We start from the raw sequence: 26,043 nt of genomic DNA, 5'->3' as shown, positions 1-26,043 counted from the left end.
TTTTTGATTAGGCGTGACGGGAGCATACATGTAGTATGCGACCGAGCGCCCTAATCAAAAACTACTTTTAAAATCCGTTCATTTATGGGGAATTACTTCTTTTTCATATCAAATTTATTCGCCATAAATCCAACTAGCCCCACAAAGAAAAGCCCGCCGCAGATATTGCCTAGCGTAACGGGAACTAGGTTTTTACCGATGAAATTTCCCCAGTTTAGCACGTCTAGCTTATCGGCCGTAGTGTGGAGCAACGCTGCTGCTGCATTGACGTCGCCGCCGCTAGCTGCGATGTAGTGAGCTTTTGAGATGATGGCTTCGGTTATGATAAACATATTTGCCACGCAGTGCTCCATAGAGCATGCAACGAACGCGCCGATCATCCACATGATCGCAAAAAATTTACCCGCAAGGTTGCTCTCGCTGGTCGCAGTCCAGATAGACATACAAACAAACACGTTACAAAAGATACCGCGGATAAACAGCTCGTGAAACGGAGCAGTGATCTTGCCGATACCTGCCGGTACGAAGTGTTGCAAGATATAGCCGTCGTATTTTAGCGGTAAGCCAGAGTAGTAGTACATATAGGCAATTAGCGCGCCGCCGACGAAGTTAAAAAACCAAACGATCGCCCAGTAGTTAATGGTTTTACCTAAATTTAGCTTGCCTTCATACGCGCTAACGCCGCTTAAAACCGAGCTCGTAAATAGATGCCCGCCGTAGAAAACGACCATCATGAGACCGCAGCTAAAGGTGATGCCGCCGATGAAATTTGCTAGTCCTATAGACTGCTTTTCAGCCATGCCCACGGTCGAGTGCGCCCAAAAAATATCGCCCATAGCAATCGCCGCGCCCGCCATGATAGCTAGAAAAATAATGCTTACTAACGGAGTATGCGCCTTGTGCTCCATCGAATTCGACACCGCTTGCGCGGTTTCTGCAGGATTTAACATCTTCTCCTCCTAATTTAAATTTTTATCTATTTCCAAGATACGTTCAAAGGCTTTTTGCGCGCTTTTTTTCGCGTTTTCGCTTAAGCCCTCTTTAAAATCAAGCACGTTTTCAAGCAAAACGCTAATGCCTAAAAACAGCGTTTTGGAACAAATTTTACGCAGGTAGCTTAAAAGTACTGGCGTGGGCAAGTTGTGCGTCGAGTAGATATAGTCGCGCTCGTTGCTTAGATCAAAAAACTCGATCGCTCCGTCTTTAAACCCGCTCATCGCGTCTACCACGACGATGATGTCCGGCTTAAATTCGCGAAGCGCGCCAAACTCGTTTTCAGGCACGTCCTGTCCGTAAAATACCCGCCAATCTTTCAAATTTGCCTCGACGATTCGCCCTGTTTCGTTGCCTACGTCGTCGTCTCCGCGCATGGGATTGCCGATACAAAGCAAAGCCTTTTTCATCAAAAATCCTTCCTAAGCACCAGGTATCCCTCGCGTAAATTTTCAAGCTCGGTCTTTAGCTCGCATTCGCAAAGCTCCGGGATGAGCCTAACCGCATGCTCTCTAAATATCTCCACCTCGAAATACTTACTCAAATTTCCCAGCTTAAATTTGACGTACTCGCCGCCGCTAGCGACGATGCGCTCAAACTCCTCGTCCGGTATTTCGAGCGTTTTTTCGCTAAAGTCCACCGTCCCCACGCCGTGTCCGACGCAGACGGAAAATAGCTTGATATCTTTTAGCTCTTTTGGCATCTTTTCGTTTTCGTCCATGTGGCGGCGGGCGAGTTTATAGACTCTTATCATCTTTTATCCCAAATTTCTTTTTTGACGTCGATGGCGTTTTGCGTATCGCGTTTTGCTTTGGCGTATTTTAGATAGACGTCGTTGTAAAGCAGCCCCATACACTCGGCGTATCTAGGATCTTCTTCTTTATGGATAGCCTCTAGCATTACTTTTTTAGTAGCCGCTACGTCGTGGATATTAGGAGAAGTTTTGGCCGCGTCCATATACTTGGCAAACAGCGTCCTACCGAAGATATAGCTCATTAGCCTTTTTGCCTCGGCCTCCAAATCGCGCTCGAAAAGTATATCGCCTATGATAGACTCTTTTACGGCGGGGGCTTTGCAGTCGTCTTGTTCGAAGCTTCTTTTTTGCAGCTTTTGATCTATGATGCCAAGAGCCATACCAAGGCCGTATATGACGCTGGCCGGATGCGGAGGACAGCCCGGGATATAGACGTCTACAGGGATGATCTTATCTATACCGCCCCAAACGCTATATGCGTCGTAAAAGATACCGCCCGTACTGCCGCATGCGCCAAAGGCCACCACGATCTTAGGATCGGGTGCGGCCTCGTAAGCGCGAAGCAGCGGATAATACATCTGACGCGTAACCGGGCCGGTGCAGAGCAAAATGTCTGCGTGGCGAGGGTTGGCTACTAGCTTAAATCCAAAGCGCTCCGGATCCCACATCGGCGTGATAGCGGCGAAAATTTCTATCTCGCAGCCGTTGCAGCTGCCGCAGTCGATGCGGTAGACGCTAAAGCTTCGTTTGATATTTTTTAGATGTTCTAACTTTGCAGTTAGGTCGTTTGCCGTTTTTATATTTTCGGGAACTTGATAAAGGCTCATTTTATCCCCTCCTCTACGTCTTTAGTTATGCGCTCTACGGCTTGGGCTTTTTTGCACTCTGGGCAGATATATAGATAGTCTTTAGCCTCTTCTAGTCTGCCCGGGAGCAAATTTGCCGTACTAAGCTTTGAAAAAGTATAGTTTATAAGGCGAACCGGCGTATATGGTTTGCCACAGCATTTGCACTTTTGCATCTCTAGTTCGCCGCGCTGTATTAGCGCGCTTTTGTCAAATTTAACCGCTAGCTCGAAACCCTGGCTTAGGCGCACGCCGCCCGTTGGACAAACCTCGTCGCAGCGTCCGCAAAATATGCATCGTCCGCAGTCAAACTGCCAAACGAGCTTGTCTTGCTTTTCGTTCATTTTTAGCTCTATGGCGTTACTAGGGCACGCTACGCCGCATGCCGCGCAACCTACGCAAAGCTCGTAGGTATAAAACGGCTGCCCGCGGAAATTGTCGGGCACTTTGTAGGGCTCAAACGGATAGGCGTAGGTCGCCTTTCCATATTTTTCGGTTATGTCAAATAACTTCATCATCTTAAATCCTTTTTGCTAATCTTGCCAGTTTGGCAAAATCTCTTAAGGTCTTTTTCGGTTAAAATTTTGCTCTTTTTGGTATTTACGTCCACTACGGTAACGCGGTCGGTGCAAGAGTAGCACGGATCTAGCGAGCAAACGATGAGCGCCGCGTCTGAAATGTTGTTTCCGCGGAACTGATAGCGAAGGCTAGGCCAGTTGTTATAAGTAGCCGCGCGGCATCTCCAGCGGAAAACCTTTTGCGCGCTGCCTTGCATGATCCAGTGGACGTTTTCGCCGCGAGGAGCTTCTACGTGTCCGAGGGCGAAATTTTCAGGCTTTATCATCGTTTTTGGATCGATTGATATCGGCGTTTGAGGCATTAGCTCCAAACACTGCCTGATGATATGTATGGACTCTTTTAGCTCGTTATATCTCACGACTTCGCGGCTAAATACGTCTCCGCCGTGCTCTACGTAGACTTTAAATTCGATATTTTTAAAGAAATCGTAAGGGTGGTCGTAGCGGTTGTCGCGCTTTAGACCCGAGCCTCGCATATTAGGACCTACGGGGCTAAAGTCTCTTGCTACTTGCTTATCTAGCACGCCCACGCCTTTCCAGCGCGCGATTTGGCGTTTATCGTCCATAACCGCGTCCCAAATTTCAGAAATTTGAACGTCGAGCTTGTTTATCATCTCGATGCCCTTTTTTATCTCGTTATCGGTCATGTCGCGGCGAAGTCCGCCCATGATGACGTTGCCGTATGTTTTACGGCCGCCTGTTACGAGTTGAGCTAACTCCATAGAGTACTCGCGTACCCTAAAGATATGCATAAAGGCGTTATAGTTACCCGTTACCTCGCAAGCTAGACCGATGTTTAGCAAGTGGCTGTGAAGGCGCTCGATCTCAAGGCAAATCAAGCGGATAGCCTGCGCTCTTAGCGGAACTTCAAGCCTGATAGCCTTTTCTGCCGCTTCTATACACGCAATCGCGTGAGCGTAGCCGCAAATTCCGCAGACGCGCTCTGCAAGGTAGCCCATCTGATCGTAGTTCATACGGTTTTCGGCTAGCTTTTCCATACCGCGGTGCTGATAAAAGAGGCGGTAGTCCGCATCTATGATCTCGTCGCCGTCGCAAAATAACCTAAAGTGTCCAGGCTCGTCAGATGTAACGTGTAAAGGCCCAAGCGGCACGTCGATGACGCTATCGCCTTTTGGAAATAAAAACTCGGTGTCGGGCTCATCTTGGTGAGCGACTGGATCGGGGCGGTAGCGGTAGTCCATCGCGTCTTTTCTAAGCGGATAAAGGCCGTCGGGCCAATCGTCGCTTAACACCAATCTACGCTTATCGGGCAAGCCCTCGGCTACTAGGCCGAACATATCGTAGGCTTCTCTTTCGTACCAAACGCAAGCAGGCACTAGCGGCGTAACCGACGGAAAAGTCGGATCGACGCCGGGAATTAGCGTTTTAACGGTGATAAAGCACTTATCCTCGGCGGCAAAGTCGTCTTCTTCCGTCATCTTACCGCCCTCCATAGACAAAGCGTAGTAAAGCGCAAAACAGCCGTTTATAGTCCTCTCGTCGCTAGGTATCATCGTAGAGATGAAACCGCCGATATCGTAGTAAAGGGTCTTAACCGCAAGCGGAAGGTCGTTTCTATCGACCAAAACCGTGATTGGTCGTCGGCTTGGCGGGTTACTTCTAAAACCTTTAACTTTGTTTTTAAAATTTCAACGAATTTATCGCCTCTCATAATAGTTCTCCAGTTATTATCTTCACGCCGTTTTCAACCAGCGTATAAAAGTTATCCACGTGCCAAACGCCAAAGATTATAATCAAAGCGCAAAGCAGGATAAGCGGTAAATTTTCTAATATACTCATCTCTTTATTGTGAACGACAGCGCCTTTAGGTTCGCCAAAGCTTGCTAAGTTAAAGTGCGAGAAGTCCGCGATAAAGATGATGGCAAGAGCTATCGCAAATAAAGCGACGCTAAAGTATTGACCGCTATTTACGGCGCCGACGAAGACGTTAAATTCGCTAACGAATATCGCAAACGCGGGCACGCCTACCAGCGAGCAAACCGCTGCGCCAAACATCATCGTAGTTACGGGAGCTATCTTTATCATACCGCCCATTTTGCTCATATCTTTGTGTCCGTAAATTCTAGCGATATTGCCCGTTGAGCAAAACGCGAGAGCCTTGGTAAAGCTGTGGGCTAGGCAGTGAAAAATAGCCGCAAATAGCCCGAAAAATCCGCCGACTCCCAAAGCAAAAGCTATAACGCCCATATGCACGATAGAGTGGTAGGCAAACATCCTTTTTACGTCGTGTTGCCTGATTAGGAAAATTCCGCCCACAAATAGCGTAATAAGACCGGAAACTATCATCACGCTTTGAACAAACTCCATACCGGTAGCTTGAGCCGCGATAGCGTAGTATCTAAATAAAGCTAGCATCGCGCACTTTAGCAAAACGCCTGAAAGCAGAGCCGAAATCGGCGCAGGACCTTGGGCGTGAACGTCGGGAAGCCACGTATGCGTAGGAGCAAGGCCGGCTTTGGTGCCAAATCCGATAAGCGCAAAGACAAAGATTAGCTTAGCGACGTCGGGGCTTAAATTTTTAGCGTTTACCATTATGCCGGTCCATAGCATCGCAGCCTCGCCGTCTTTTATCTCCGCAAAGGTCGCAGAGTAAAGAAGCACGGTCGCATAAAGCGCAAACGCTAGGCCGATAGAGCAAAGGACTATGTATTTATAGCCGCTCTCGGTTGATTTTTGATCTTTTAGGATCGCGACTAGAAACACCGATGAAAGCGTAGTAGCCTCGATCGCGGCCCACATAAACGCGACGTTGTTACAGATGACGCTTAAGCTCATCGTAAAGATAAACACGTGGCTAAGCGCGTAGTATTTCTTAAGCGCGCTTAAATTTATATGTCCCTCTTCAAGCTCCCATCTCATATAGTGGGTCGCGTATAAATTTACTAGTAGTCCCGTAACCGCGATAAGTATCAAAAATACGCAGCCAAGGCTGTCTAAAAACAAAAATTTATCGTGCGCGTAAAACGTACCGCCCGTTAAAACCTTGCTTACGTTAAATAGCAAGGCTAAAGACGTAACCGCGCTAACTGCTACGTGAAGCAAACTCAAAAAAGCGTAATTTTTCGGAGAGAAAAATAGCAGTATCGCTCCAAGAAGCGGTAAAATTAATATCAAAGTTAAACTATCCATCTCTATCCCCTTAAATTCGTAGCCTTAGACGTGTCAAGGCTGCCGTATGCTTTATAAAATCTGATAGCTAGAACGCTCATGATGATAACGGCGAAAATCGCGTCCGTTAAGATACCAAGCTCAACAAGCTCGTTTGAGTTGTAAGCCATAAGCGCTAGGCTTAGATGTATGCCGTTTTCAAAAAGGCAGTAGGCTAAAATTTGCTTGATAAAAGAGTTTCTAAGCATAAAGCCAAAAACTCCCATCATAAACACGCAAACCGCCGCTAGCAGCATTATTTTCTCTTGAATTAGCGAAAATTTAAGGAATATCGGGTTGATACTCATCGCTAAAGCTAGAGAAAATCCCATCGCTATAACAGGGCTCACGAAAAAGCCGCCCACCGGCTCATCCTCGCTAACGACGTTAAGCTTTTTAATCAACCAAAGCAAGATCGCCGGCACGAATAAAACCTTCGTAAAAAACGCCACTACCGCCCACATGGATAGCTGCGACGCGTTAAATTTAGACGCCAACATAGCAAATATACCGACTAAAAGTAATGTCTCGATCGCGTAAACGATGACGGATAGTTTTAGGCTGCGTAGCCCAAATACCGCCAAAGACGTTACTATCATGCCGATAGCTAATGCGTCTAACATAGTCATATCTGCATTCATCTCACACCCCCACGACGTAAAGCGTCAAAGCCACGAAAGATATGGCTAGAGCGGCTACCGCGTTTTTACGCAAGGACGAAGTCATCTTAAATCTCGGTCCGAAGTTGTCTATAAACACGGCCGCTACGTAAAACACTCCCGTTTTTAAAACGAAAATTATCACCGCTAAAAACGGATTGCTAAAATTCCACGGTTCGAAAATCGAAAGGAAAAGTCCTATCATCGCAAATTGTTTTAAGATAAGCGCCGCTTGAACTAAGCCAAGATCGCTACCTGCGTATTCGCCTAGTAAGCCTTCTTGCAACTCTTGCTCGGCTTCTGCGAGGTCAAAAGGCTTTCTGCCGGTTTCAACATATATGCACCACAAAAATGCGATCGAAGCAACCGCAAAGTTTGGGATCTGATATCCGATCTGGCCGTTTTTTACCATTGATTGTATCTCGACCAAATTGGAAGTCCCTGCCGCTAGCATAACGACGATTAGGCACATTATCATAACAGGCTCGACATAAACGGCTAGCATTTGTTCGCGTCCGCCGCCGGTAGCCGCAAACGGGTTACCGCTATCTAAAGATGCGGCGCCAAATACGAATCTCAAAAGCGCGCCTAGATAAAGAATCACGAAAATATCGGAGTAAGCTCCAAAAATCGTGCTCTTGCTATAAGTAATAGGAATAGCCGCTAGTATCGCCGCCGAAGTAGCAAATAGGAAAAACGGCGCCCATCTAAATACCCAGTGAGAGCACTCAGGCACGGTTCTACCGCGTCTAAATAACTTTATGATGTCGCGATACGTCTGAAAGAAATCGCTGCCTTGTTTTGATTGTAGTTTGGCTCTTAGTTTTCTGGCCATACCGTCAAACAAGGGCGCAACCAAGACGATGACGACTACTTGAAATATCATCAAAAGTATAGTCTGTAAAATTTCCATCTCACGCCCCCTATATCAAAAAGTAGCTAACCGCTAGTATCGCGCAAAGATATACGAGGATATATAGCGCGTAAACGTTGGTGTAGCCGCTTTGCATTATGCCTATTTTGTCGGCTATTTTCTTGCTCCACTCGATCACCGGCTCGTAAAATAGTCCCCACCAGATATCTTTTGGATGGTTGTGATACTCGACCGGGTTAAAATAGCCCTTGGTTACGACTTTTCTCTCGCCTTTAAACAGCCAGTTCATTATGCGCCTTAGATCGCCCGTAAAAGGACCACCCGTCATTTGCATGCGAGAGCTGTACTTAAATCCGCAAGCCCAAGGATCGGTCTCGCGAGGTTTCTCGCGGTTTGCTTTCATCACGGCTAAGATTGCAAAAGGCAAAACCATAGTAGAACATAAGATGATAGCTATAAGCGGAGTAGAAACGATGCTGCCTAAATTTGAGGTCAAATTTATACCCTGGCTAGCTACGTAACCGCCTGCGCCGCCTATGGAATTTACGGCCGTTTGGATGTAGCCGACGACCACGTTAGCTCCTATACCAAAGCCTACGCAACCGATCATTAGCACGATCATGCCTAGCACCATAAATATCGGGCTTTCTTTTGCGTTTTCCCAAATTTTCTGATCTCTTGGAGTTCCCGCAAAGATTACTGCGTAAAGCTTAAGATGCATGCCGACTAACACGCCCGTAAGCGCTAAAGCGACGACTGAAAGCGTAAAGGCGTATCTAGTAAAGATGCCCTGCTCTAGCGCGCCTTGGAGCATGCCTTGATATGTAAACCACTCTGATACGAAGCCGTTAACCGGAGGAAGCGCTGCGATACCCATGATACCGATAAACATACCAACAGAGGTCCAAGGCATTTTTTTAGCTAGACCGCCTAAAATGTCCATATTCTGCGTATGGGTGGCGTGAATTACCGAGCCTGCGCATAGGAATAAAAGACCTTTGAATATCGCGTGGTTTACTACGTGGTAGCAGCCTGCTAAAAATCCGATCGCGGCAAGAGTGTTATTTCCCGCAGCTAGGCCGTACAAACCGGTGCCAAGACCAAGCAAGATGATGCCGATATTTTCAACTGAGTGATAAGCAAGAAGTGCTTTAAAGTCGTGCTGGCAAAGAGCGTATAAAACGCCAAATAGCGAGCTAGCCGCGCCAAGTATCAATACAGTTAAGCCAAAATAAATGCTAAGCGGCAAGTAAAGTGTAAATTTAACTAGCGCAAATAAAGCAACCTTTATCATAACGCCACTCATCAGAGCCGAGACGTTTGACGGAGCTGCCGGGTGAGCTTGCGGAAGCCAAACGTGAAAAGGCCACATACCCGCTTTACTACCAAATCCTACTAGGAATAGTATAAACACCACGACGCTAGCCGCAGCAGGCATATTTAGGTGGGCAAATTTACTAAACTCGGCGCTGCCCGCATAGTGAGCCATTATTAGCAGTCCGCACGTAATGCAAAACGCACCGACCTGAGCGATACCTAGATATACCATCACCGCTTTTAGCGTGCCTTTGCCGTCGTTTACTAGGATGAGGAAAGACGAAATAAGCGTCATAAGCTCCCACAAAACGACGAAGCAAAATACGTTATTTGCGCTGATGACTAGAAGCATCGAAAGGATGAAAAGGTTAAACAAACAGGCGAAAACGCCTACGCTTGCTTTTTTTATGTATTCCTCCGCGTAGCTCATACCATAGACACTGCTGGCAAAGCCGATAAAGACGACCACGAAGCTAAAGAAATTTCCAAGCGGAGTTAGCTCGAATTTCGGCGCATATAAAAAATCTCCACCTAGAGCGAAGCCTTGGGTCACGCCCATGTTGGCCACAAAGTAGCAAAGCGCGTAAAAACAGCTGATCGCGCTTAATCCAAAGCCGATTTTTACGGCTGATTTTTGAGCGCCGTAGAGCAGGATGCTAACGGCGGCGCTAACTAAGAAAAGCAGATACACGCCTACCATCTCGCACCCCCTTTTGCGCCGCTATTTTCGTCTTTCATAGCGCGCGAATTTGACGCCGCTTGCTCTCCTGCCTGCTCGCTAGGAGTTTTGTCAAGCTCCTTGATGACGATGACGTCGCCCTCGCCGTCCACGTCCTGAGCGCCGATATCGGCTAAAACGTGAGGCTCTTTTAAATTTCCGCTTCCGCGTAAAATTTTATCGACGAAAGCCTGAGCCGCCTCTTGCTCGATCTTGTTGCCAAGCTTGTGATGGCTGTGCAAAGGATCGACCATGATGATAGCGCTGGTCGGGCAAACCTCGACGCACGCAGGGCCGTTTTCGCGTCCGAAGCACATATCGCACTTTATCGCGGTGTTTTTCGCGCCGGCCTGGCTCTCGATCTCGAGGTAGTACTTCGGCTCTACCGCGTAGTTAACGGACGGCATGAGCTCCGCGCTCGAGCTTATCGCGCCGTAAGGGCAAGCGATCGTGCAGAGTTTGCAGCCTATACAAATCTCTTCGTGAAGCTCGATGCAGTTATCGTCAAACCTGAGTGCCCCGGTAGGACATACGTTCGCGCAAGGACCGTCATCGCACTGGCGACACTGCGTCGGCATGACGCCTTTTGCTTGACGTAGCACTGTTAGTCTAGCTTTTGAAAGCTTACCGCGCTCGTAAGCACTACGAAAACAGGCCGCCATGCAAGTAGCGCAACCGATACAACGTTTGTAATCGGCGATCACAAATTTATGTTGTTTCATAAATTCTCCTTTCTACTTGTTTTACGATTCTTGATTTCTCTTAAATCTTGAGCTAATTGTATTACTTTTAGAAATTTATTTCCGTCACTTGGCTGACGAATTTTTTATTTTTTAGATTAATTTTTATTAATTATTTATTTTTAAGCTTATCTTTAAATTTGCAGTAAAATAGGCACCCTTTTAAACTTATACGAATATAAAAATATTACGCATAGACTATTTAATGCACTAAAAAGAGTGTTTTAGTCCTATAATGCCTCGGAAAGCTTAAGGCAAAATTTAATCTCATCGTTTCAAATTTGACGGAATGCTTTTTGCTAGAACTCGCCGTTAGTAATATAAAAAGGATAAAAATGCAGATCAAAAACGGCGCTTCAAACGAGATTTTAAAGACCTTAGCAAACCGCATCGGCCAAGGTCAAAAAGGCGATAAATTTTTAGCCGGCTCTACGCTCGCGGCGGCAAATTTGACCGGTTTTGCCGATATGCTGGATAAATTTAACGAAAAAGCAAATTTAAACGACGCTGCAGATAAATTTAGCGGTGATAAATTTACGGGCGGCGAGGCCGGCTCGTTTTTACGAAATTTAGCCCGCGACGAGAACGAAGCGCAAATCTACGCAAAACTAGAGCGCGAAGCCAAAGAAGCCGCAAAAATGTTTAAGAAATTTGATTTTATGCAGATGATGACGAAGCTAGAGATGGGTAATCTAAAAGACGGCGAGCGAGCGGAAATTTTTGATAAGATGAACAAGATCGCAAGGGAAATTTGAGTTTATTTTTATTTCGCGTACGGAGTTAAGTTTGTACATTTGACGCGCTCTCGTAATTGAACTCAAAATTTTGCTAAAATTCGGGTAAATTTAGCGGGTAACGGGAATAAAATTTGAATACGGCAAACAAACAAACCTCAAATTTAAACGACAACCTTCAAAACTCAAATTTGACAAATTCCGGCTCAAAGAAATTTGCAAGAGACTACGATAAAGAGCCGATAGTTATCAAAAACTACGAGGAAGCGTATCAGGTTTTGTTAAAGATGGCGCAATTAACAATTGGACTATATGGCGCAGGAGCCTTAAATAGTTTTGACGATTATACCGATATCATAGATGCTTTAATAAGTTGCATACCTGTATTTTTATCGATACTAATTTTTGTCCTAAGTTCATTTATTAGATACAAAAAAGAACAACCTTTATTAAAGATAAAAAATAGCAGTATAGAATTTTACGAGAAAGGCAAAAGAGTATTCGTATCAAAACGCGATGACTTAAGGAAATTTATTTATAAGCCATTCTTCTTTGGTAGCGAAAAACCCAGAAATTGGCCGTATTGGCTTATTATAGCTGCTATATTTCTTTATTTTATTTCCATGTCTTCGTATTCGGCACGCTTTGCTCTTACTTTTGTAGTGTTTAATACTATTGGAAATTTTTTAACCAAATTTTTCTTCTGCCTTATCTTAGGCGGCAAGAATGCAAAATTTTCATTTTTTCCAGTCATCTGCTTAGATAAGTCGCATGGCACAGCGGGTAACTTTTGGGGTGTTACTACCGGTAGCTACTTTATGATAACGATATTTGATAAAGCAACATATAAAGAAGTAAAAGGATACTTTTTATCCAAACACGGCGTAAATATCGATGAGATAGATAAGGTTTATTTTTAAACACGCGTGCCGTGTGAAAGTTAAATTTTACTTTGCGCGCGACATTCCTTAGGCCAAAGTCGCAAGCAGTGCAGCTAAATTTAAGCAAAACAATGCACTCCAAAAGTCGCTCAAATTTAGCTGCAAAAATTTATCGCCGTAAAGATCGCCGTTATGCGGGCTAAATTTATGCCCGAGCGCAAAAAAATCAGAGTCGCATAAAGTAAAATTTGAGCCCAAACTACAAGCCTCGCAAGCAAATTTGAACCCAGCAAATTAACCTCTTGTAGCTACTAAATTTAATCAAAAATGCCGCATTTTCTCGTAAATTTGCCGGCCCTACTTAAGCTTTGAATTTAAATCAAAAACTCGCCGTGTTATTAATGCCAAAACCGCAAGCAAAGTGGATAAATTTACGCAAAATAAAGCTCCTTTTCCGCATCTACTCAAATTTATCGCCGCGCAAGGCCGACTCCGCCCAAAATCCTCAAAAAAAAAAACCTAAAAAGCTCGCGCCGCAAAAACAGCCGAATTTCACTTCAAATTTTGCTTCTCGCACGCCTTTTTCCAGGCCCTGTTGTTGTATCGATATTTTGCGCGTCAAAATCGTTTTTGCCGATCTCGCAGGTCTTGGCGTAGTATTTCGCCGCAGTGGCTAGCTCGCCCGCCTACTCGTAGTGCTCGGCTAGATTTACGCAACCGCCGAAGGTTCCCGCTATCACAGGCTTTTTGTAAAAATTTTAACCCCTTTTGCACGTCCTCGGCGATGCCCGCGCGCTCGAGGTACATCACGCCCAAATTTGAGCAGGCGAACTTCTCTCCGCCAGCGCATATCCTCGCTCTTTATGCCATTGCCAAACACGAAAAACGATCTAAACCTATAAGGATAGCTACCGTCGTAGTCCACGATCTTGCCCGTATCGATGACAGTGTGCAGCTCTTCGGGAGACAGCAAGATCTCGTCGCGCCCCCAGCCCGTTTCAAATATAAAAATGCCCGCGCCCATGCTTTTTTCAGCCCTGTCGTCTCCGCTGCCTAGATAATAAACATTTAAATCCGCGGGCGAAAATTTAACCTCATCGTTGCCGCTCCCTAGGATAAACGCCGCATTTTCGGAGATCGGTTTTATGGTCTCGTTTTTGTCCTGCGCCGTCATAAATATCTTAGCGCCGCGGCCGTAATCAACCCCGTTTTGTCAGGTCGCAACCTCGGCAAAAATCAAAATCCACGTCTTGCAATCTATAAATAGCCTGCATAATCCTAGGCTCGCCCAAAAACTGCACGATTTTTTGCGGGAAATAGCCCTTTTCCTGCCCGTTTTTGATAAACTCCAGCAAGGCTTGCGGCGAATTTATAGGCTCAAATTTAGCTTCCTTAGCCCTAGCCAAATCAAAAGCGCCGATAAACGCCGAAACCAAAACGATGCAAAAAATAAGCTTTTTCATGATTTTTCCGATGGATTAAATTTGGAGAATTTTATAATTTGGAGGATTAAATTTGAATTTAAAAGAGGGGCGGAAGGTAAATTTTGAGCAACCGCAGCTCGCTGAGACTACGGCAAAGAGAGTCAAATTTAAGCCAAATTTCCTCGCCATCTTTCCTTAAATTTTTGTATATTTTATCTGTTTTTTGATAGAATCGCGAATTTTAAGGACAAGGAAAATTTGAATATGAACTATGATATTATCGTCGTCGGAGGCGGTCACGCAGGCATCGAAGCCAGCCTCGCCGCTGCAAAAATGGGCAAAAAAACGCTGCTAATCACCATCCTAGCCGAGCAAATCGGCGCCGCCAGCTGCAACCCCGCAATAGGGGGCCTAGCAAAAGGCCACCTCGTAAAAGAGATCGACGCTCTAGGCGGGCAAATGGGGCTAACGACCGATGCCGTGGGCATACAGTTTCGCGTACTAAACGAGAGCAAGGGGCCAGCAGTGCGAGGCAGCCGCGCTCAGATCGACATGGACCGCTACCGCGTCTATATGCGAAATTTACTGCTAAATACGCCAAATCTTGAAATCAGCCAAGAGATCGCGACTCAAATTTTAAGCTCGGACGGCGAAATCACGGGCGTAAAAACCCATCTGGGCAACGAGTATAAAACTAGCAAACTCATCATAACGACGGGCACGTTTTTAAACGGGCTAATCCACGTCGGATTTAACAAACTAGAAGCCGGCCGCGTGGGCGAGCTAAGCGCTAAAAATCTAAGCGATAGCCTGCGCGAACTAGGCCTAGAAGTCGGCCGGCTAAAGACCGGCACCTGCCCGCGCGTGGACGCTAAAAGCATCGACTTTAGCGTACTCGAGATCCAAGGCGGCGACGAGGATCCAAGCCCATTTAGCTTCCGCACGCGAGACTTCGCGCCTACGCAGCTACCCTGCTACATCGCCTACACGAACGAGACTACGCACGACATCATCCGCTCAAATTTCGACAAAGCGCCGCTATTTACGGGCCAGATAGAGGGCGTGGGTCCGCGCTACTGCCCGAGCATCGAGGATAAGATAAATAGATTCGGCGACCGCGACAGGCATCATCTTTTCGTCGAGCCGCAGACACTAGAGGCCACGGAGTACTATATCAACGGCTTTTCTACGAGCCTGCCGTATGAAGTACAGGTCGCGATGCTACGCTCGGTCAGAGGCTTTGAAAACGCTCGCATCGTGCGCCACGGCTACGCGATCGAGTACGACTACGTCCAGCCGACCGAGCTAAAACACACGCTAGAGACCAAAAAGGCGCGCGGGCTCTATCTCGCAGGCCAGATCAACGGCACCACGGGCTACGAGGAAGCTGGTGCTCAGGGACTGATGGCCGGCATAAACGCAGCGCTTGCGCTTGATGGCAAAGAGCCGTTCGTCCTGCGCCGCGACGAGGCCTACATCGGCGTTCTCATCGACGATCTAGTAACCAAAGGCACCAAGGAGCCCTACCGTATGTTTACCTCCCGCGCCGAATACAGGCTGCTTTTGCGCGAGGATAACGCCGTGCTGCGCCTGGGAGGATACGGCCGCGAGCTTGGCTTGCTAGACGAAGCGACGTTTGAGAAAATAGAAGCCATAAGGTTAAATTTGACTCGCGGGCTAGAGCTGCTAAACGGCACCGAGATCACGCCGACGAAGCGAAATTTGGAACTTTTAGCTAGTCTTGACGAGGAGATAATCAGCCAAAATTTGACCCTGCAAAAAATCGTCGCCAGAAAGAGCTTTACGAGCGAAAAGCTACGCAAGCTAGATCCGTTTTTCGAGGCGCTCGACGAAGCTAGCTTGGAGCAAATTTTAACCGAAGCCAAATACCAGCACTACATCGCCGAGCAAAAAAAGCAGATCGACCGCATGAAAGATATGATGAGCGTGAAAATCCCCGAGGGCTTTAGCTTCTGCGGTATCAGCGGACTTAGCAACGAAGTGGTCGAAAAGCTCGAGAGATTTGCTCCGCCGACGCTCTTTGCGGCTAGCGAGATCAGCGGCGTGACGCCTGCGGCGATAGATATTTTGCACATCTATATAAAGATGAATGCGTCAAAGTGAAAAATAAAATCATAAAATATATAGACTTTTATAGCTATTATTTTTTACCATGCAATAAGTCAACCAAAGACAGAATATACTTAAATATGGGGATTATATGATAGATGATGATTTGAAAAATGAAATTTTAGATGGATTTAGGTATTTTACAAATAGATACGCTCAAGATACAAAATACAGCAAGGACGACAAAACAACACATGATAAGTTAAGTAAATTTCGTGCAAATTTGATCAAATTTACAGATAATATTTTTAAAAATTATAGAAGTGAGCGTAATGGAAATTGGCTAAAGGCAGACGGTAGGACTATTGCGGAATATATATGGAATAGATATATTCCTTTTGAGAATGAATCACATTTAGTTATTTATTTTGCCGTTTTAGCAAAACCTGGCAATTTTTATGTATCCATAGGGCTAATCGATGCAAAACTAAGCGATACAGAAGATAAACTAAAAGATGAAATATATAACTTTTTGGAGTCAGAATGCAAAAAGATACATATACCTGGCTTTAGGCTTGATAAACTTGCATGGGAAAAGTATATATATTTCGCCATAGAAAATATAGACACATTTGCAACTCTTGACTACACAAGCTTACTTAATGCGCTAACAAATGTATATCAGCTGACATATGACAAATTTTATAAAAACATAGAAAACAACAGACAAAATAATAGTGATAACAAAGGATATGAAATGACCGATGATGACAAAAAATTAACTTATCACCTTAATCAAATTTTATACGGTCCTCCAGGAACCGGAAAGACATATAGTGTTGTTCGTAAAGCACTAGAAATTATAGAAGGCAATGCTTCCGATGATAGATCTAAATTTAAAGAGTATGTAGAAAAGGGACAAATAAAATTTATCACATTTCATCAAAGCTATGGATATGAAGAATTTGTCGAGGGTATAAAAGCAGAAACCAAAAACGATAATGTATCGTATAAAATAGAAGATGGAGCATTTAAAAAGATCTGCAAAAGAGCCAATGGTGATAACTGGAAAAAGATACTGCTAAAAGACACAAAAGAAGAACTAACGGAAGATGGCTTTAAAAAACTATATAAAAACTATGTCGATAAACTACCACTTTTTTCAAATAATATGTATGGAAAAATATTAGAAACTCCTACCGATAAACAGCCATTTTATCTATATAAAAATAATCTATTTTCTATTTTGGTTAAGCCTCAAAATAGCAATGATCCAAAAACCATATCTTGTGACAAATTAATCAAAGATATATTTCATAATGATAACTATGGAATGCCTTCTTATGAACCAGTGATTATTCAAGATATTTTGGGTCAGGAGTATGAAAGTTATAAAGCAAATCACATTAATCAAAATTGCATCTTAATCATCGACGAGATCAACCGCGGAAATATATCTAAAATTTTTGGTGAGCTTATAACTCTAATAGAGCCATCAAAGAGGCTCGGTGCAGATGACGAGATAATAGTGGAGCTGCCGTACTCAAAAGAGAAATTTGGAGTGCCCTCAAATTTATACATAATAGGCACGATGAACACGGCAGATCGCAGCATAGCCCTTATGGATACAGCACTTAGAAGAAGGTTTGAGTTTGTGGAGATGATGCCAGAATATGACAACCTAAACGAAATAAATATCGAAGGCATAAATATAGGTGAAATGCTAAAAACGATAAACGATCGTATAGAGTACCTTTACGACAGAGATCACACGATAGGACATGCTTATTTTATGGGCGTGACAGACATGGGCGCACTTGCAAATGTCTTTAAAAATAAAATTTTACCGTTACTACAAGAGTATTTTTACGATGACTGGGAGAAAATAAGGCTTGTTTTGGGCGATAGTCAATTTATCAAAGAAAAGAAGCCATCGAGTGGTTTATTTAAAAGCGGTACCGACTATATAAACGATAAGATCTTATACGAGATAGATAAAGAGGCCTTTTACTACAAGCAAAACTATCTAAAAATTTACAACTCATCAAATAGCCAAGAAAGTGCAGATGAAGCAAACCCAGATAACGTTAACTGAGTTTGAGCGAATATATCAGCATGATATAAGCAAAAAAGACTTTGGCGATATAGAGAATTTTATCCTTAAAAATAGCGATGAAAATGCGCCGTTTTTAAGGATAGCAAGCGGGGTTGGCGGGAAATTTATACAGGCGAGAAACTATGTCGGAGTATTGCAGACCAAAAGCGGTTTAACGATAGAAATTTTACCAAAGATAGCAGACAAAAACGATGCTGAAAGATCAAAAGCAGTTTTAATAAAAATGCTAAGAACGCTAAAAGATTCCCCATTTAAAAGCTCAAATTTAGCCAATCTAAAAACTCAAAATTTACCGCTCTTAGAAATTTTCATCTCGATGTTTTTATGTGAGCTTGAGACTCTTGTAAAAAAGGGGATAAAAAGCGACTACATAACGCTAGAAGATAACCTGAAATTTCTAAAAGGAAAGCTAAATATAAACGAGCAGATCAAAAGAAATAGTATCCATAAAGAGCGATTTTACGTAGAATACAGCGAATTTTTAAGCGACATAAAGATAAATAGGATCATAAAAACAACACTTAAATTTCTATACAAAAAGTCAAATTCCAGCAAAAATCAGCAAAAAATACGTGAGCTTTTATTTATATTTGATGAAGTTTCGACGTGTGAGGATTATAAAAATTTCTTTGCAAACTATGCCGTAAATCGTCAGGTAAAACACTATGAGCAAGCGCTCTTATGGTGCAAGATCTTTCTTTTGGGCAACTCTTTTACTCCGCACAAGGGCGACGACTTGGCCCTTGCATTGCTTTTTGACATGAACGTGCTCTTTGAAAGCTATGTTGGAAATTTTATTAAGAAAAAACGTGCATATGTTAGTTTGCAACACTCAGAAAAACACCTCATAGAAGATCCAAAGAGCTTTAGACTAAGGCCTGATATATTTTTGGAAGGTAAATTTATAGCCGACACAAAATGGAAGATCGTCAAATCAAAAGACGATATCTCACAAGCTGATTTGTATCAGCTCTATGCTTACGGCAAAAAATACGAGTGTGGCAAGCTTTATCTCATTTACCCAAAAATAGACGGCGTAGAGCAAGAGTCTATGAAATTCAGATACGACTGCGAAATGAAACTTGAAATTTTATACTTTGATCTAGAAAATGACTCCGACAACGATGAGCTTATAAAAATTTACTAGTCTAAATTATGTATTATCTGCTTGTATATTAGCTGTACAAAAGTTGGCTCTTTGTCTAGATTGCAGTTTACAATATACACACAACTGAACTTCATCCGCAAAACCCGTCAAATTTAATCGTATCTGCTAATCTCTATCAAATTTCCGTCCGGGTCGCGCACATAGATTGAGCCTATCGCTCCAAGCGCGCCTGTTCGCGGCACCACCCCCTGCTCTACGGCGATACCCGCAGCCTCTAGCTCCCCTAAAACCGACTCAAGCGGCGTATCCGTAAGCAAGCATATATCGGCCGTTCCGATATTTGCGTTCATGGCATTTGGCAAAATTTCCTCGCCTTTTACGTGCAAATTTATCTTTTGCGAGCCAAAGGCCAGAGCTTTGCGTCCGTTTGCAAAATCAACCTCGCGCATACCCAGTACGCGCACGTAAAAATCAAGCGTCCGTTGTAAATCAGCAACCGTTAAAACGATGTGATCGATCGAAGCGATACGCATAAATTCTCCTTTATAAATCAAATTTTACCAAGCTTTGTCCGCTAAAAACTGCAAATTTGACGGCGTAAATTTAAAATCGCTCGGCGTCAAATTTTGCGGTACGGGTAAAACGCGCAAACTAAAATATAATTTAAATTTACGTCTGTTTATAGGCCGTCAAATTTAACCGACTAAACCAAATTTACACTCAAATTTTACTCCCGAAAGCCTTAAAATACGAAATAGTAAATAATGATTTAAAAATAGTTTAAATATTTAAACTATTTGCTAGAAAAATAAAAGTTTAATTTTCATAAGAGTATAATCTCGATTATTCTTCAAAAACCGTTGAAAGGAAAGTAATGTCCGTAAAACAAGAAAGACGAGATTTTATCGGTCTAGCGTTTGGCGCGGTAGCCGCAGTCGGCGGCGCAGCGACTCTCGTAGCCGTTAAAAAGACCTGGGACCCGCTTCCTAGCGTAAAGGCGGCCGGATTTACGACTGTAGATCTTAGCCCAATGAAAGACGGCGAGATGCGCCAGATCGAGTGGCGTAAAAAGCCGATATTTGTTCTAAAAAAGGACGCTTCTATGGCGCCTAACGACAAGCGCGATATCGTAGTAGATGGCGCTAGATATATGGTCGCAATCGGGCTTTGTACGCATCTTGGCTGTATTCCCGAGTGGAAACCTGGCAAACAAGTTTTCGTTTGCGCCTGTCACGGAGGCGAATTCAACGCAGACGGCGTAAATACCTTCGGCCCTCCTCCTCGACCGCTAGACATACCGCCGTTTAAGATAGACGGTACGAAACTCGTTCTGGGCGAAACCAGCCCCGAATACGAAAAACTAGCGGCTCAAGCGTAAGGAGGGAAAAATGCACATCAGAAAATCAACGGGCGTTTTAGACTGGCTGGATCAAAGGATCGCCCTAAACAAGCTAATGAAAGTCCTCGTCAGCGAATACTGGATACCGAAAAATATAAATTTCCTCTGGGCGATGGGCGTTATACTCACGACGCTTTTTGCGTTGCTTATTTTTACCGGATTTATGCTAGTTATGTACTATAAACCGGATATAAATTTAGCCTTTGATAGCGTAAATTTTACCATAATGAAAGAGGTCGAGTACGGCTGGCTATGGCGTCACATACATGCGGTTGCGGCTTCGGTCGTATTTTTAATCATCTACATACACACCTTTACGGCGATCTACTACGGCTCTTATAAAAAAGGTCGCGAGATGATTTGGGTGAGCGGTATGTTGCTCTTCATCCTGTTTTCAGCCGAGGCTTTTAGCGGATATATGCTACCTTGGGGTCAGATGAGCTACTGGGCGGCGATGGTTATCACGAATTTATTCGGCGGCATCCCGGTTATCGGGGACGCGGTAGTCGAGTGGATCAGAGGCGACTATGCCGTTAGCGATCCGACTTTGACGAGATTTTTCATGCTTCACGTATGCTTGCTACCGATCGTGCTGATCGCAGTCGTCGCGATACACTTTTATACCCTTCGCGTCCCGCACGTAAATAACGAAACGGGCGAAGAGATAGACTTTGATATCGAGGCTGAAAAATATCTGAGCGGCGATAAGAAAAATGCTAAAGTTATTCCGTTTTGGCCGGGATTTTTGGCAAAAGACTTTATGTACATCGGCTTTTTTATGATTTTCTTTTTCTATTTAGTCTGTTTCCATTTCAACTTTGCGATGGATCCGATAAATTTCGAGCCGGGCAACCCGCTAAAAACGCCTCCGCACATCTATCCTGAGTGGTACTTCTTGTGGCAGTACGAGATTTTACGCGGATTTTTCTTCGATATTTTCGGATTTAAAGCCTACAATATCGGCCTTATCGCATTTGCGATCGCAGGCGTGGCGCTATTTTTCATGCCTCTTTACGATAGAAGCGACGTCGTGGCTCCGGCTCACGAGAGAAAGGGCTTTTTCGTATGGTTTTGGTTGCTAGTGGTCGATATGATCGTGCTTACGATCTTCGGTAAGCTACCTGCCGACGGCGTGACGCTTGGTATTTCAAACTCATGGATAGGATTTTACTCGACCATTACGTTTTTCGTTCTGCTTTTTGTCGTTTTACCTATCATAACGACTCTTGAGAAAAAAGGAGCGGTAAAATGAGAGAGTTAAAAATTTTCATAATCGTAGTTATTTTAACCGGCGTAACATACTGGGGTATCGAGCCTTACGCGCATAACGTCATGCATCCGCACGTCGGCGCGGCCGATTACGACTTTGGCGCCGAGGATATAAATCAAGCCAAATCCGTAGTAGAAGCTAGACAAAAAGCCTTTGATGCGACAAAAACTCTGAATGACGAGAAAAAAGTCGCCGGAGCACAAAAAGATCTCGAAGAGGCACAAAAAACTCTCGAAGACTACACTGCGTTTTGGAACGACATAAAGGCTATAAATTTAGCCAAAGGCGACGCAACTAAAGGCGCAGAAACCTTTGCAAATGCTGGCTGCGCAGGCTGTCACGGAGTCGAGGCTGCGGGTATGCCGACAGCTATGAGCGCTGCTGAACTTAGCGAAGCGTACGGCGTAGTGCCGCCCGATCTTAGCAGCGCGGGAGCGATATACGACGAGCATTTCTTGGCAGCCCTTATCAAAGATCCGACCAAGGCGCTAAAACTAACGCATAAATTTAACGACGAGCATCCTTATCCGATGCCTCCGTTTTTCGGAGCCGGCGGAGAGGATCCAAATGCCGAGATCGCTGATATAGTCGCGTATCTAAAGTCTATCGCGCCTAAAGAAGTTAGCGACGAACAGGTATTTCGCGACGCGTGCCAAAGATGCCACGACATGAAGTACGAAAATAAATACACGCTAACCAACCGCGTAAATTTAGCCGCGTATATGGGCTCAAACCCGCCTGATTTATCGATGATGATCCGCTCAAAGGGCGATGATTATCTGCATAAATTTATAAACGACACGCAAAAAATGCTACCGGGCACCTCGATGCCTCGCGTAGGCCTAAATAAAGCTAGCGAGGACGAAGTCGTAGCCTACATGGCAAAAGCGGGCGACGCTAAAAAAGCCGAGCGCGAAAGCCTAGGCATAAACGCGATGATCTACTTTTTGATTTTCGGAATATTTGGATGGCTTTGGAAACGCAAAGTCTGGTCTGAATTACACTAAAATTTGAGCCCGACTCCGGGCTCAAATTTCTCTTTAAATTTACTCCTTAATTTCTAAAATTTATCTACCGATTTAGAAGCCGTCGTAAAATTCGCTCAGCACTCGCGATGCCTTGTCTGGGCTCAAATTTGACTACAAGCAAATACTAATTTTACGTGCCTATATTTTAAATTTGAATACGTTTTGAGCGCAATAAAAACTATAAATATACATTTTACAGCATTTTTAAGAACGTGTTACCGATCCCGCTTTTTTGCGATATGGGCGAAGCAATACGGCAAGATCATTTGGATTTTCTTAGCGGCGGCGAGCTAAGTAGCGTGATTTATAGACGCATTTTTAAGTTAGAGCTCAGCTTGTTTTAGTTTTTTCATAATTTTTCTTGATTTAGGTTGTCTTTAAATTTATTTCCCGATGTTAAAATCGGCTATCAATTTTGATTTACAAATTTTCAAAAAAAGGGTAAATATGAACGGTCTCAAATTTACAGTCAAGCTTTTTGCGATCATCGCGGCGCTTTGCCTCGGATTAAATTTAAGCGCCAGCGAGCTGGAGGGTAAATGGAGCATCGTCTCGGCAAACATAGACGGGCAGGAGGTGCAAACGGCGGGGCAAAAGTGCTTTGAGGATTCGTTTTTCGAGGTTAGCGACCGCGAGGCAAAGCTAGGCCTTAGCTCCGTAGGCGAGGACGGCGCGTGCAAAAGCGGCGAGGCAAGCTACGCCTTTAAAAGCATGGGTGCGGACAAATACGCGCTGGGTCCTATTGGCGAGTTTTGGCTAGAAAAAGACGCGCTAAAGGTAAAACAGTCCTTAGACGGCGGCAAATTTATCGTTTTTTCTTTCAAAAAAGACGCGGCCGCAAACAAAGCCGCGGCAACGGCAACCGGCTCAAATTTAAGCACAGACGAGCTAGAGGGCAGATGGGAGATCGACTCGGTCGCAGCACAAGGGCAGACGTTTAAAACGGCAGGCCAAAAGTGCTTTGAGGATTCGTTTTTCCAGATCACAGGCGGCAAAGCGACTGTTAGCATCGTAGCGGCAAATCCGGACGGTTCGTGCAAAACAGGCGCAGGAGAAAGCGGCTACAAAAGCCTTGGCGCAGGCAGGTACGCGCTAGATAACGATGCGGGCGAATTTAGGCTGAAAAACGGCTCGCTCGAATACAAACAAGGCACGGGCGGCGACGAAATCGTATTTACCTTTAAAAAAGACGAGGTAAATTTAGCCGGCATCGTAAACGGCGCCGTAAATCAAGCAAGCCTCGGCGGGTCAAATTTAAACGAGATCGAGGGCAGATGGGAGCTAGTCTCGCTAAAGGCGCAGGGGCAAAGCTTTAAAGTCGCGGGGCAAAAGTGCTTCGGCGACTCGTTTTTTGAGATCGGCGGCGATGAAGCGACGGTAGGCATCGTGGGCGCAAATCTGGACGGTTCGTGCAACAATAGTGCGGGCAAAAGCGGCTACGAAAGTCTAGGCGGCGGCAAATACGCGCTTAGCGCTAAAGGGCTGGGCGAGTTTTGGCTAAAGGATGGCATGCTCGAATATAAACAAGTCGCGGACGGGCAAGAGGTCTTGTTCGTCTTTAAAAAAAGCGCAAGTAGCGCGCAGGCAAAAGCAAACAAATCAAGCTCAAATTCGGTCGAGTCCGCAAAACCCGCAAAGGACTCTAGCGTCAAACATAGTAGCGCCGGGGCGAGCAAAAAAGGCTCGGGGGTATTTGGCGGTACGAAATTTAACATGCTTTTAAACACGAGCGAAGATTATTCCTTTTATCTACGCGACGACGGCACCTACGCTAGCCGCCTAGAAAAGCCCGACTGGCGCACGCGCATCGACGGAACGTATAAGGTCAAAGACGGCATCCTAACGACAACTAGCAACGACGACTACGATACGAGCTACTACTGCGAGAACGACGACTGCACCTTTTTGTGGAACTCAATCGGCACGGGGTATTATATGTTTCAGGCGCAAATTTCAAGCCAAATGCCAAAAGAGTGCTTCTCGTTTCGCAAGGACAGCTCGTCGTCCCTGCACGGCTGGTCGGGTGGCAGCGATACGGTGAGCGTAGGCGTGAGCGGATACTACTGCTTTGACGGCAAAGGGCGCTTTAGCTCGGGCGGATCGTCGTATGCTATGGCAACCTCGGGTACCCCAGGCGGCAGCATAGACGGGGGCAGCTCGAAATCACGTAGCGACGAGGGCTCATACACGCTCGATCAAGGCGAGCTAACGCTCAAATATGACGACGGCACGGTAGTTCGCCACAGCTTTTTCTACACTCTGCCACGCAGTAAAGATAACAAAACTATGGCGATCATCGACGGCGAGGTTTATCGGTAGGCTGGCTCTTTTTGGTTAGTAGGATTTAGCATTTTAGCCCGTTTTTGATCGGGCTAACCTTACATGCTGCGCCAACCAAATTTGACAGTCTGCTCTCGTCTCTCACGACCATCAAATTTACTCGCCGCCCGGCTCAAAACCTACCTTAAATTTGACGCCGTACGTTAAAATTCCGTCGTCAGATTTGCCCTCATCCGCCGCATCGAAAATCTCAAATTTAATGCGCTAAATAATATTTTTAACTCTCCCTCGCTTTTTACGTCTGATTTTGGCTATAATTTCAACCAAAGCAGATCGCGGTCGCGATTTACATTTGCATAAATTTATCTTCATTATGGTTTCTGCAAATTTACACAAACTAGAGCTCAAATTTGACGAAGTTCCGCGTGTCGGAAAGATTTACTACGGATAAAAGTATGCATTTTATCGGTATCGACACCAGCGGGGTGTCATCAAAGGTCGCCGTTATGGACGAGCGCGGCAAATTTTGCGAGCTGTTTTTGCTACCAAGTGGCTTTAGTGTGGTCAAGGTCACGCGGCAGATCAAGCAAAATTTGGAGCAAAAAGGCTACGGCGAGGGCTTCGTGACGGCTACGGGCGCGTCAGCGTAGAGTGCGCGCGGTTTAGCATGAGCGAAATTTTATGCCACGGCCTCGGGGTGCACTTTTTGTTTGAGCAAGACTGCACCGTAGAGGGCGTGGGCGGGCAGGATACAAAGGAGATCAAGACCCTAAACGGCAAGCCAGCGGATTTTATCATGAACGACAAGTGCTCGGCGGGCACGGGCAAATTTTTAGAGATCAGCGCTGGTCGCTTGGGGCTAGAGCTTAGCGAAATTTACAAAACCGCCCGCAAAAATCCGGCGATCAAACTAAGCCCCTATGCACGGTATTTGCCGAGACCGTCCTCGCTAAGTGCAAACGGAGCCAAAACTAGCAAGATCGCTTACGATACCCTCAACTCCTCCGCGCACATAGTCGCCCCTCTCATCAAACGGCTGGAAAATCAAATTTACTTTTTAAGCGGCGGGCGGGTAAAATTTAAATTT

25 protein-coding genes and 2 pseudogenes are annotated in these 26,043 nt (G+C 45.0%); 12 read left to right on the top strand and 15 right to left on the bottom strand.

The window, feature by feature from the left end:
* Positions 1–92: 92 nt before the first annotated feature.
* The 11 genes and pseudogenes from H740_RS02705 to H740_RS02655 form a co-directional block, all read right to left on the bottom strand.
* A complete protein-coding gene (locus tag H740_RS02705) occupies positions 93–950 on the bottom strand; it encodes a formate/nitrite transporter family protein (protein ID WP_004322354.1) in 858 nt (285 codons plus the stop codon).
* Positions 951–959: 9 nt separating this feature from the next.
* Positions 960–1,403, bottom strand: a complete 444-nt coding sequence (locus H740_RS02700) for a hydrogenase 3 maturation endopeptidase HyCI (RefSeq protein ID WP_004322352.1) — start codon at positions 1,401–1,403, stop codon at positions 960–962.
* A complete protein-coding gene (locus H740_RS02695) occupies positions 1,403–1,747 on the bottom strand; it encodes a formate hydrogenlyase maturation HycH family protein (protein ID WP_004322350.1) in 345 nt (114 codons plus the stop codon). Before H740_RS02695 ends, H740_RS02700 begins: the two co-directional genes overlap by 1 nt.
* The gene (locus H740_RS02690) at positions 1,744–2,574 is read right to left on the bottom strand and encodes an NADH-quinone oxidoreductase subunit B family protein (protein ID WP_004322348.1); all 831 of its coding nucleotides are present in this window, start codon (positions 2,572–2,574) and stop codon (positions 1,744–1,746) included. Before H740_RS02690 ends, H740_RS02695 begins: the two co-directional genes overlap by 4 nt.
* The gene (locus tag H740_RS02685) at positions 2,571–3,110 is read right to left on the bottom strand and encodes a formate hydrogenlyase complex iron-sulfur subunit (protein ID WP_004322346.1); all 540 of its coding nucleotides are present in this window, start codon (positions 3,108–3,110) and stop codon (positions 2,571–2,573) included. Before H740_RS02685 ends, H740_RS02690 begins: the two co-directional genes overlap by 4 nt.
* Positions 3,107–4,842 (bottom strand): annotated as a pseudogene (locus tag H740_RS02680) (hydrogenase large subunit). The gene H740_RS02685 and the pseudogene H740_RS02680 overlap by 4 nt, the downstream one beginning before the upstream one ends.
* On the bottom strand, positions 4,839–6,320 hold the full coding sequence (locus tag H740_RS02675) for a hydrogenase 4 subunit F (RefSeq protein WP_004322342.1): 1,482 nt from the start codon (positions 6,318–6,320) through the stop codon (positions 4,839–4,841). The pseudogene H740_RS02680 and the gene H740_RS02675 overlap by 4 nt, the downstream one beginning before the upstream one ends.
* Positions 6,321–6,322: 2 nt before the next feature.
* Positions 6,323–6,967, bottom strand: a complete 645-nt coding sequence (hyfE, locus tag H740_RS02670) for a hydrogenase 4 membrane subunit (protein WP_034957115.1) — start codon at positions 6,965–6,967, stop codon at positions 6,323–6,325.
* Positions 6,968–6,980: 13 nt separating this feature from the next.
* Positions 6,981–7,910, bottom strand: a complete 930-nt coding sequence (locus H740_RS02665; protein WP_004322339.1) for a respiratory chain complex I subunit 1 family protein — start codon at positions 7,908–7,910, stop codon at positions 6,981–6,983.
* Positions 7,911–7,920: 10 nt separating this feature from the next.
* Positions 7,921–9,888: a proton-conducting transporter transmembrane domain-containing protein gene (locus H740_RS02660; RefSeq protein WP_004322337.1), complete on the bottom strand. Its 1,968-nt coding sequence runs from the start codon at positions 9,886–9,888 to the stop codon at positions 7,921–7,923.
* Entirely contained in the window at positions 9,882–10,628 is a 747-nt protein-coding gene (locus tag H740_RS02655) for a 4Fe-4S dicluster domain-containing protein (protein WP_004322335.1), read from the bottom strand. The genes H740_RS02660 and H740_RS02655 overlap by 7 nt, the downstream gene beginning before the upstream one ends.
* Positions 10,629–10,981: 353 nt before the next feature.
* Between H740_RS02655 and H740_RS02650 the strand changes: the two genes are divergently transcribed.
* Together H740_RS02650 and H740_RS02645 are read left to right on the top strand one after the other, a co-directional pair.
* Complete coding sequence (locus tag H740_RS02650) at positions 10,982–11,401, top strand: hypothetical protein (protein ID WP_231679298.1); 420 nt, start codon at positions 10,982–10,984, stop codon at positions 11,399–11,401.
* Positions 11,402–11,514: 113 nt separating this feature from the next.
* On the top strand, positions 11,515–12,300 hold the full coding sequence (locus H740_RS02645; RefSeq protein WP_004322332.1) for a hypothetical protein: 786 nt from the start codon (positions 11,515–11,517) through the stop codon (positions 12,298–12,300).
* A 48-nt stretch (positions 12,301–12,348) separates the two neighbouring features.
* Here H740_RS02645 and H740_RS11650 read toward each other — a convergent pair whose 3' ends face one another.
* Positions 12,349–12,519 (bottom strand): hypothetical protein, encoded by a 171-nt coding sequence (locus tag H740_RS11650; RefSeq protein ID WP_156318385.1) that lies wholly within the window; start codon positions 12,517–12,519, stop codon positions 12,349–12,351.
* 143 nt (positions 12,520–12,662) lie between these two features.
* Here H740_RS11650 and H740_RS02640 point away from each other — a divergent pair, with 143 nt between their 5' ends.
* Positions 12,663–12,938, top strand: coding sequence for a hypothetical protein (locus tag H740_RS02640; RefSeq protein ID WP_156318384.1), 276 nt, complete (start codon positions 12,663–12,665; stop codon positions 12,936–12,938).
* 59 nt (positions 12,939–12,997) lie between these two features.
* Here the strand turns inward: H740_RS02640 and H740_RS02635 are convergent, their stop codons facing one another.
* Both H740_RS02635 and H740_RS02630 read right to left on the bottom strand, forming a co-directional pair.
* Positions 12,998–13,435: a hypothetical protein gene (locus tag H740_RS02635; RefSeq protein ID WP_004322329.1), complete on the bottom strand. Its 438-nt coding sequence runs from the start codon at positions 13,433–13,435 to the stop codon at positions 12,998–13,000.
* A 25-nt stretch (positions 13,436–13,460) separates the two neighbouring features.
* Positions 13,461–13,724, bottom strand: a complete 264-nt coding sequence (locus H740_RS02630) for a hypothetical protein (protein WP_004322327.1) — start codon at positions 13,722–13,724, stop codon at positions 13,461–13,463.
* 225 nt (positions 13,725–13,949) lie between these two features.
* Here H740_RS02630 and mnmG point away from each other — a divergent pair, with 225 nt between their 5' ends.
* From mnmG to H740_RS02615, 3 genes are all read left to right on the top strand, one after another.
* Entirely contained in the window at positions 13,950–15,809 is a 1,860-nt protein-coding gene (mnmG, locus tag H740_RS02625; protein ID WP_004322326.1) for a tRNA uridine-5-carboxymethylaminomethyl(34) synthesis enzyme MnmG, read from the top strand.
* Positions 15,810–15,906: 97 nt separating this feature from the next.
* On the top strand, positions 15,907–17,850 hold the full coding sequence (locus H740_RS12065; protein ID WP_004322325.1) for an McrB family protein: 1,944 nt from the start codon (positions 15,907–15,909) through the stop codon (positions 17,848–17,850).
* The gene (locus H740_RS02615) at positions 17,822–19,018 is read left to right on the top strand and encodes an McrC family protein (protein WP_004322323.1); all 1,197 of its coding nucleotides are present in this window, start codon (positions 17,822–17,824) and stop codon (positions 19,016–19,018) included. The genes H740_RS12065 and H740_RS02615 overlap by 29 nt, the downstream gene beginning before the upstream one ends.
* Before the next feature lie 113 nt (positions 19,019–19,131).
* Here H740_RS02615 and H740_RS02610 read toward each other — a convergent pair whose 3' ends face one another.
* A complete protein-coding gene (locus tag H740_RS02610; RefSeq protein ID WP_004322321.1) occupies positions 19,132–19,512 on the bottom strand; it encodes a VOC family protein in 381 nt (126 codons plus the stop codon).
* A 341-nt stretch (positions 19,513–19,853) separates the two neighbouring features.
* Here H740_RS02610 and H740_RS02605 point away from each other — a divergent pair, with 341 nt between their 5' ends.
* From H740_RS02605 to H740_RS11465, 6 genes and pseudogenes are all read left to right on the top strand, one after another.
* Complete coding sequence (locus H740_RS02605; RefSeq protein WP_004322319.1) at positions 19,854–20,357, top strand: Rieske 2Fe-2S domain-containing protein; 504 nt, start codon at positions 19,854–19,856, stop codon at positions 20,355–20,357.
* A gap of 10 nt (positions 20,358–20,367) precedes the next feature.
* A complete protein-coding gene (locus tag H740_RS02600; RefSeq protein ID WP_004322317.1) occupies positions 20,368–21,630 on the top strand; it encodes a cytochrome b in 1,263 nt (420 codons plus the stop codon).
* Positions 21,627–22,655, top strand: a complete 1,029-nt coding sequence (locus H740_RS02595; protein WP_004322316.1) for a c-type cytochrome — start codon at positions 21,627–21,629, stop codon at positions 22,653–22,655. Before H740_RS02600 ends, H740_RS02595 begins: the two co-directional genes overlap by 4 nt.
* Positions 22,656–23,123: 468 nt before the next feature.
* Positions 23,124–24,995, top strand: coding sequence for a hypothetical protein (locus H740_RS02590; RefSeq protein WP_231679297.1), 1,872 nt, complete (start codon positions 23,124–23,126; stop codon positions 24,993–24,995).
* Positions 24,996–25,411: 416 nt separating this feature from the next.
* The gene (locus tag H740_RS11640; protein WP_004322312.1) at positions 25,412–25,606 is read left to right on the top strand and encodes a hypothetical protein; all 195 of its coding nucleotides are present in this window, start codon (positions 25,412–25,414) and stop codon (positions 25,604–25,606) included.
* A pseudogene (locus H740_RS11465) lies at positions 25,600–26,043 on the top strand (BadF/BadG/BcrA/BcrD ATPase family protein); the annotation flags it as partial. The gene H740_RS11640 and the pseudogene H740_RS11465, both read left to right, overlap by 7 nt.

Origin of the sequence: Campylobacter showae CC57C, from assembly GCF_000344295.2 — a bacterium.
Classification (GTDB): domain Bacteria; phylum Campylobacterota; class Campylobacteria; order Campylobacterales; family Campylobacteraceae; genus Campylobacter_A; species Campylobacter_A showae_B.
Note: the sequence above shows the minus strand (reverse complement) of the source record. Positions and strands in the feature narration are given on the sequence as shown.